The 8,456-nt window shown below is 73.6% G+C and carries 5 protein-coding genes; 3 read left to right on the top strand and 2 right to left on the bottom strand.

What is annotated here, in order from left to right:
- The first annotated feature begins 351 nt into the window (after window positions 1–351).
- Window positions 352–1,374, top strand: coding sequence for a cytochrome P450 (locus HET64_RS32970; protein ID WP_215110825.1), 1,023 nt, complete (start codon window positions 352–354; stop codon window positions 1,372–1,374).
- A 19-nt stretch (window positions 1,375–1,393) separates the two neighbouring features.
- Here HET64_RS32970 and treY read toward each other — a convergent pair whose 3' ends face one another.
- Together treY and glgX are read right to left on the bottom strand one after the other, a co-directional pair.
- Complete coding sequence (gene treY / locus HET64_RS32965; RefSeq protein WP_215110824.1) at window positions 1,394–3,766, bottom strand: malto-oligosyltrehalose synthase; 2,373 nt, start codon at window positions 3,764–3,766, stop codon at window positions 1,394–1,396.
- An 80-nt stretch (window positions 3,767–3,846) separates the two neighbouring features.
- Window positions 3,847–5,976, bottom strand: coding sequence for a glycogen debranching protein GlgX (gene glgX, locus HET64_RS32960; RefSeq protein ID WP_215110823.1), 2,130 nt, complete (start codon window positions 5,974–5,976; stop codon window positions 3,847–3,849).
- Window positions 5,977–6,359: 383 nt separating this feature from the next.
- On the opposite strand from glgX, the gene HET64_RS32955 reads away from it, so the two are divergent.
- On the top strand, window positions 6,360–7,595 hold the full coding sequence (locus HET64_RS32955; protein ID WP_032790987.1) for an SAV2148 family HEPN domain-containing protein: 1,236 nt from the start codon (window positions 6,360–6,362) through the stop codon (window positions 7,593–7,595).
- Between the two features lie 118 nt (window positions 7,596–7,713).
- Window positions 7,714–8,424, top strand: a complete 711-nt coding sequence (locus HET64_RS32950) for a 3'-5' exonuclease (RefSeq protein ID WP_215110822.1) — start codon at window positions 7,714–7,716, stop codon at window positions 8,422–8,424.
- Window positions 8,425–8,456: the final 32 nt, after the last annotated feature.

Raw genomic sequence — 8,456 nt, 5'->3', positions numbered from 1 at the left:
CGCCTGACCCCCCCCGGTTCAGTGCTGCTGGCGCAACCCGCGCCCGGCCGGCGCCGGTGTGTCCACGGCCGCCGCCCACCTCGTCCCCAGCGCGATCGGTGAGGACTGCGCGGTGCCCGGCGTGGACCCGCCCCGGCCGCGCCCCATGACGTCGTCTCCCGGGTGGCGCCGACCGGGGCGGCGGCGGCCTTCACGGAACCGCTCGGCTCCCTGCCCACCGCCGGGATCCACCCGCTTCGCCTCCCACGCTCTCACTCGAACGGCCGTACGCCGACTGCGGTACGCCCCCGGCGGTGGTCCGCTGAGAGGGTGCGCGCCGACAGCCGGCGCACCGACTCCAGGGGGCGCGGGATGCCGGCCGACCGCCCCGACGCCCTGCCCGCCGCCCGCCGCCCGCACCGGCTCGCGGGCGGACAGCCGGGCCTGCTGGCGCCGGGGGCCACCACGGACCCGTACCGGCTACGCCTCTACCGCCTGCTGCGCACCGACTACCCCCTCGGCTACGACCCGGGCCTCGGCGCCTGGCTGCTGAGCCGGTACGCCGATGTGGCCCTGGCCCTCACCGACCCCCGGTTCACCGGCTACCCGCACGACGGGGCCCCGCGCGGCCGGGCCCCCGTCCCGCTCGGCCTCTGCCGGGGCAGCCTGGTCTGCGTCCCGCGGGCCGTGCCGTACCGCACCGCCGAACCCGCCGTCGAGCGGACCGCGTACGTCCTGGCCCGCCGGATCGCCGGGCGCGACCGGGCGGACCTGGTCGCCGACTTCTGCCGCTGGCTGCCCGCCGGCGCCGCCGCCGCCGCGAACGGGCTCTCCTACCCGGACCTGAGCACCCTGCCCCGGGGCGCCGCCCTCCACCGGTGGACCGGGGGACCCGGTGACTGCGCCGGGCCCACCGCGCTCCGCGAGCACGCCCTCGCCTCGTTCCTCGCCAACATGCTCGACGACCCCGACCTGTCGGCCGCCGCGACGTCCGGCGAAGGGGCCGCCACGCTGCTCGGGCGGGCCTGGGCCGAGACGCTGCGCCGCGACCCGCCCGTCCAGATCGTGCTGCGCCGGACCCGTACCGAGGTGGCCGTCAGCGGCGGCACGCTCCCCGCCGACGCACCGGTCGCCTGCCTCATCGGCGCGGCGGGCCGCGACCCCGCCCGGTTCGGCGCACCCGACCGTTTCGACCCGCTGCGCGCCGACGCCGACCCGCTGCTCATCGGCCCGGCCGGCTGCCCCGCGGCGCTCCTCGGCCGGCTGGAGGCCGAACACGGCCTGCGCGCCCTGCTGACGGCGATGCCCGGGATCCGCTGGGCCGACGGCTTCCGCCCGGCGGCGGGCGGCCTGCTCACCCGCGGCCCGCGCACCCTCCTCGTACGCCCGTCCTGACGGTCACGGCCCCGGCACTTCAGTCCCGCACCCGCCGCAGCAGCACCACCGGCCGCTCGGCGAACAGCTCGGCCGCCGCCACCGCGCCGCCCGCGAACTCCCGGCCCGGCGAGGCCGACAGCAGGTCCCGCCAGGGGCCCCCGTCCGGCAGTTCCAGCACCGTGTCGCGCCAGCCCCCGTCCTCGGCCAGCCGCAGCGACAGCCGGGTCACCGCCGTGACCACCTCGTCCGACCGGCAGAAGGACAGCAGATGCTGGGCGGCCGGGCCCCGGGCCGTCAGCGGCGCGTACGTTCCCGACTCCCCGAACACCTCCGGCATCTCCCGCCGCAGCCCCAGCGCGACGGTCGTCAGCGCCTGCTTCTCATCCGGGAACTCCGGCCGCCGGAACGGCCGCCGGTTGTCCGGGTCGACCAAGGCCAGGTACTCGCACTCCGTGCCCTGGTAGAGATCCGGCACCCCCGGCATGGTCAGCTGCACCAGCGCCGCCCCCAGCACCTGGGCCCGCACCTGCGGGGCGAGCGCGTCCGCGAACGCGGCGACCGACGTCCGGGCCGGGCCCGCCCCGCTGCCCGGGCCGGCGGCGACGAAGTCCGTCACCGCCCGCTCGTACACCGGATCCGGCTCCGTCCAGCTGGTGAACAGGCCCGCCTCCCGCACCGCCTTCAGCAGCGCCGGCTCCAGCCGCTCGGACAGCTCCTCGGCCGGCAGCTCCGCGCAGCCGTACGCCGACTGCCAGGCCGCCCAAGCGAGTTGTGGATCCGGGGCCGGCACGGTGGTCGCCGCCGACAGCTCCGCCACCAGCGCCGCCCACCGCTCCGGGCACTGGGACAGCACCGCGATCCGGGCCCGCACATCCGCGCTGCGCTTGGTGTCGTGCGTGGTCAGGACCGTGCCGGTGGCGGGCCAGTCGCGCGCGATCCGCGCCGCGAAGGCGTGGAACTCCTCCGGCGACACCGCGGGCCGCCCCGGGTCCCCGCCCACCTCGGTGGCCGAGAGCAGCGGGACGTACCGGTAGAACGCCGTGTCCTCGACCGACTTGGCGTGCAGCGCGGACGCGGTCTGCGCGAACCGGGCGCAGAACGCCGCCCGTTCCTCCCCGTCGCCGAGCCGCCCGAGCGCCAGATCCCGTACGACGTCCACGGCCGCCGCCTCCTCCGGGACGGAGAACACCGCCTTCGCGTCCCGTACCGCCTCCTCGCTCAGTGTCTCCTCGGCGATCCGCGTCGGGCGTTCGCCCGCCGTGACGTACGGGCGGTAGACCGGGATCCGCACCAGCAGCTCCCGGACCGCCGTCCGCAGCGCCCAGGGCGCGTGGTCGCGCAGCGCGGGGTCCCGGTCGCAGATCCCGGCCGCGAGCCGGGTCAGCCACGCGGTCTCGGCGGCCAGCTCATGCGTCGCCACCCGGTACGCGGCCCGGCGCACCGTCGCCGTCCAGTCGCCGCCCCGGTCGCCGGGCGGGTCCGCGAACTCCCGGTAGCGGACGAGCAGCTCCGCCGAGCCGGACGGGTCGGTGAACAGGCCGTCGATCCGGTGCAGCGCGTCGTACCCGGTGGTGCCCGCGACCGCCCAGTCCGCCGGGAGTCGCTCGTCGCCGGTGAGGATCTTCTCCACCACCGTCCAGCGGCCGCCGGTGGCCTCGTTCAGCCGCTCCAGATAGGCGGCGGGCGCGGCGAGGCCGTCGGGATGGTCGACGCGCAGCCCGTCCAGCACCCCGTCGCGGAGCAGTTCGAGGACCTTGGCGTGCGTGGCGTCGAAGACCTCCGGGTGTTCGACGCGGACGCCGATCAGCTCCGAGACGGTGAAGAACCGCCGGTAGTTCAGCTCGGTGCGGGCCAGGCGCCACCAGCCGAGCCGGTAGTGCTGGGCGTCCAGCAGCTCCGGCAGCGGAAGGTCCGCCGTGCCGGCGCGCAACGGGAACTCCAGCTCGCCGTAGCGCAGCACCTCCCCGTCCACCGCGAGGCGCTCCAGCTCTCCGCCGAGCGGTCCGGCGAGCACCGGCAGCAGCACCCGGTCCCCGCCGGCCGTCCAGTCGACGTCGAACCAGCGGGCGGACGGGGAGGACGGGCCCTCGCGCAGCACGTCCCACAGCCGCCGGTTGTGCCGGGGCGAGGCCGCCATGTGGTTGGGCACGATGTCCAGGACCAGGCCGAGCCCGTGCTCCCGGGCGGCCGAGGCGAGGGAGCGCAGCCCCTCCTCGCCGCCCAGCTCCGCCCGGACCCGGCTGTGGTCGACCACGTCGTAGCCGTGCGGGGAGCCGGGGACGGCCTCCAGGACGGGCGACAGGTGGAGGTGCGAGACGCCGAGCGCGGCGAGGTACGGCACGGCCTTCTCGGCGGCGGCGAACGGGAAGTCGGGCTGGAGCTGAAGCCGGTACGTGGCGGTGGGCGTCATGGACTCCTACGTACCCCGCCCGGGGCGATCCGTGTCACCCCGGACGGAACACTCACTCCCGCTCCCGGCCCACCGGGCCTTCAGGCGGGCCGCTTCAGCACGGTCAGGCTGCGCCCGATCAGGGTGACCCGTTCGGCCTCGGCGACCTTCGGTCCCGCCCCCGGCTCCACGCCGTCCGGCCGCGCGGTGTCGACGACGACCTGCCACTGCTCCCCGTGGCCGACCGGGACGGCGAACTCCAGCGTCTCGGCGCTCGCGTTGAACATCAGCAGGAACGAGTCGTCGGAGATCCGCTCGCCGCGCGGCCCCGGCTCCGAGATCGCGTGCCCGTTCAGGAACACGGTCATCGCCTTGGCGTGGGCCGCCTGCCAGTCCTGCTGCGTCATCTCCTCGCCCTCGGGGGTGAACCAGGCGATGTCGGAGAGCTCGTCGTGGGTGCCCTCCACCGGCCGTCCGTGGAAGAAGCGGCGGCGCCGGAAGACGGGGTGGTCGCGGCGCAGCCACACCATGGCCCGGGTGAACTCCAGCAGCGTCGAGGCGGGGCCGTCGGCCTTCTCGTCCGGGTCGGGCCAGTGCACCCAGGCCAGCTCGTTGTCCTGGCAGTAGGCGTTGTTGTTGCCGTTCTGCGTACGGGCGAACTCGTCGCCGTGGCTCAGCATCGGCACACCCTGCGAGAGCATCAGGGTGGCGATGAAGTTCCGCATCTGACGGGCCCGCAGCTCCAGGACCTCCGGGTCCTCCGTCTCGCCCTCCGCGCCGCAGTTCCAGGACCGGTTGTGGCTCTCGCCGTCCCGGTTCTCCTCCCCGTTGGCGTCGTTGCGCTTGTCGTTGTACGAGACGAGGTCGTGCAGGGTGAAGCCGTCGTGGCAGGTGGTGAAGTTGATCGAGGCGAGCGGCCGGCGGCCGTCGTCCTGGTAGAGGTCGGAGGAGCCGGTGAGCCGCCCGGCGAACTCCGCCAGGGTGCGCGGCTCGCCCCGCCACAGATCACGGACCGTGTCGCGGTACTTGCCGTTCCACTCGGTCCACAGCGGCGGGAAGTTGCCCACCTGATAGCCGCCCTCGCCGACGTCCCACGGCTCGGCGATCAGCTTCACCTGGCTGACCACCGGGTCCTGCTGCACCAGGTCGAAGAACGAGGAGAGCCGGTCCACCTCGTGGAACTGCCGGGCGAGTGTTGCCGCGAGGTCGAAGCGGAAGCCGTCCACATGCATCTCGGTCACCCAGTACCGCAGCGAGTCCATGATCATCTGGAGGACGTGCGGGGACCGCATGAGCAGGGAGTTCCCGGTGCCCGTGGTGTCCATGTAATAGCGCTGGTCGTCGGTGAGCCGGTAGTAGGAGGCGTTGTCGAGGCCGCGGAAGGAGAGGGTCGGTCCGAGGTGGTTGCCCTCGGCCGTGTGGTTGTAGACCACGTCGAGGATGACCTCGATGCCCGCCTGGTGCAGCGCCTTCACCGCCTGTTTGAACTCCAGCACCTGTTCACCGCGGTCGCCCCAGGATGCGTACGTGTTGTGCGGGGCGAAGAAGCCGATGGTGTTGTAGCCCCAGTAGTTGGCGAGCCCCATGTCCGAGAGCCGGTGGTCCTGCACGAACTGGTGCACGGGCATCAGCTCGATCGCGGTGACGCCCAGTTCGGTCAGGTGGGCGATCACCTCCGGGTGTGCGAGGCCCGCGTAGGTGCCGCGCAGCTCGGGTGGCAGCCCCGGGTGCAGCATCGTCAGGCCCTTCACATGGGCCTCGTAGATGACGGTCCGGTGGTAGTCCGTCCGGGGGCGGCGGTCGTCGCCCCAGTCGAAGTACGGGTTGACCACCACCGAGCTCATGGTGTGCGGGGCCGAGTCGAGGTCGTTGCGGGCGTCCGGCCTGCCGAACGGGTAGCCGTACACCTCCTCGCCCCACTGGATCTTCCCGGCCACCGCACGGGCGTACGGGTCCAGCAGCAGCTTCGCGGAGTTGCACCGCTGCCCGCGCTCGGGTTCGTAGGGGCCGTGCACCCGGAAGCCGTACCGTTGCCCCGGCATCACCCCGGGCAGATAGGCGTGGCGCACGAAGGCGTCGGTCTCGCGGAGCTCCACCGCCGTCTCCGAACCGTCGTCGTGCAACAGGCACAGCTCGATCCGGTGGGCGGCCTCCGAGAAGACCGCGAAGTTGGTGCCGGCGCCGTCGTACGTGGCGCCGAGGGGGTAAGCGTGTCCCGGCCAGACCTGCATGATGAAGACTCTTCCACTTCTGATCCGGGTGCGGTGGCTTTCCTCGGCCCGATGCTTCCCGAATACTCCCCGAAAACACGGTGCTCACCTAGGACGTCGCCCGGTGCGGCCGGGTCCCGTCGCCGGACCGGTCAACTTCGGACACTCCCGTGCCGCCCCGGACGTGCTTCCGGACCCCGTCACCCGGTGGGCGTCCGGTTCCCGCCCCGGGGCAGGGGCCCTAATCACTATGAATCCGCTCACTCCACCCGATCTCGCCGCCAAGAACAAGCCTTACGCGCAGGGGAGTTGAGAAAGTCGCCTGCGCATCGGGCTGCGTCGGATCGTGGTCCCGGAGTACCCTTCCTTGATCGTTGGGTGGGGGAGTGGAAGGCGGTACGCGGGTGAGCTCGGGAGGGTTCGAGCTGCCCCCAGGTGACGCGGGTCACGAGGGGGAATCGACCGATGCCCCGCCCGGGGCGGTGTCCCTCGCGCAGCCCATGGAGATCGGCGCCGAGCTGGACTGGGGCTCGGAGGCCTGGAACGAGGTGCGCACCCGGGCCCAGCGGGCCGGACGCGCCTATATCTGGCTGAATCTGGTCGAACAACGTCTGCGGGCCGTCGTCGCCGCGGTGCTCCGGCCGATCTACGAGCCGGTGCACGGCGAGGAGTGGGTGGTGGCCGCGGCCGGACCGGCCGGGCAGGAGTGGGTGCAGCGCGCCGTCGCCGTACGCGAGGTCTCGCGCCGCAAGGGCTATCTGCTGGACCCGGCCGACGACAACGTCCTCAGCTTCCTGACGCTGCCGCAGCTGCGCGAACTGATGGTCCAGCACTGGCCCTGTTTCGAGCCGTACTTCGACGACCGGCGCGACGTCGAGCTGGCCCTGGACGAGCTGGAGGTCGCGCGCAACGTCGTCTCCCGCAACCGCGCGCTCAACGAGGCGGTCCTCGCCCAGGCGGAGCGCGCCTCCGCCCGGCTCCTGGACATCCTCGGCAGCGGGGCGGGGGTGCCCTCCGCGGACCGGCTGCCGGTCGACGCGGTGGAGGAGCTGGTCGGCGACCGGTACGCGGACGTGGTCTCCGTCCACCCCGACCGGGTCCGGCTCCAGCGCCAGCTGCCCGCCGAGGACCTCTTCGGCGGGGCACGGCGGCTCGACGCCATCGGCATAGGGCTCAACCTGCTCGTGCAGAACTTCTCCGGCCGCCGGCTCGTCCGGCTCGCCGAATCGGGCTGCCGGGTCCGGCTGCTGTTCATCAACCCGGCCAGCAGCGCGGTGCGCCGCCGGGAGCGGGAACTCGGCCTCAAGAAGGGCGAACTGAGCCGTTCGGTGGAGATGAACATCCTGCACATGCGCCGGGTGCGCTCCAAGCTCCGCGACCCGGGCGCGTTCGAGATCCAGGTCTTCGACGAGACGCCACGCTTCACCGCCTACCTGGTGGACGGCGACGGACCGGACGCCGTGGGCGTCGTCCAGCCCTATCTGCGGCGGGCCCGGGGCATGGAGGCGCCCGTGCTGGTCCTGCGCGGCGGGGGCAGGCGCACGGTGGTGCGGGCGGGGCAGGACAGCGAGCACGGCCTCTTCGAGACGTACCGCGAGGAGTTCGAATCGGTCTGGACGGACTCCCGGCCGGTCTCCTGACCATCCCGGCCGCTCTCCTTCCGGCGGACCGTGCGCCGCAGGCCTCCTGGGGCTCTGTCAGTGGCCCGTGCGAAGGTGGTCAGCACATGGGGGAGCGCACAACGAAGGAGGTATCGGGATGAGCTGGCACCGGGGAACACTGGTCGGCTTCGACCTGGAGACGACGGGGACCGACGTCGAGAACGACCGGATCGTCACCGCCGCGCTGGTCCGGCTGGACGCGGACGGGGCGGTCGCCGAGCAGCGCACCTGGCTGCTCGACCCGGGGGTGGCGATACCCGAACAGGCCTCCGCGATCCACGGCATCGGCACCGACCACGCCCGCGAGCACGGGTCGCGGGCCGCCCCGGCGGTCGAGGAGATCGCCCACGCGGTCGCCGAGGTGCTGCGCTCGGGCGTCCCACTGGTGGTGATGAACGCCCGCTACGACCTCTCACTGCTGGACCGCGAATGCCGCAGGCACGGGCTGCCGTCGGTCGACGAGCGGGTCGGCGGGGCACCCTCGCCCGTCATCGACCCGCTGGTGATCGACAAGCACGTCGACAAGTACCGGAAGGGCAAGCGGGCCCTCCAAGCACTGTGCGACCACTACGGGGTCACGCTCGACGGAGCCCACGAGGCCAGCGCCGACGCGGTGGCCGCCGTGCGCGTGGTGCGCCGGATGGGAGAGCGGCACCGCCCTGTCGGCACCCTGCCGCCCGCCGAGCTGCATGCCCTTCAGATCCGGGCGGCCGCCGAGCAGTCGGCCTCGCTCCAGGCCTACCTGCGCCGCTCGGACCCGGCGGCCGTGGTCGAGGCGTCCTGGCCGGTGATCCCGCGCAGCCGGTGAGCCGGGGCGGGCGGGGCGGAAGCCGGCGGCGG

The organism is Streptomyces sp. McG3, from assembly GCF_018619185.1.
In the GTDB taxonomy this organism is placed as follows: Bacteria; Actinomycetota; Actinomycetes; order Streptomycetales; family Streptomycetaceae; genus Streptomyces.
The sequence above is the reverse complement of the archived record's forward strand: the minus strand, read 5'-3'. Positions and strand labels throughout refer to the sequence as shown.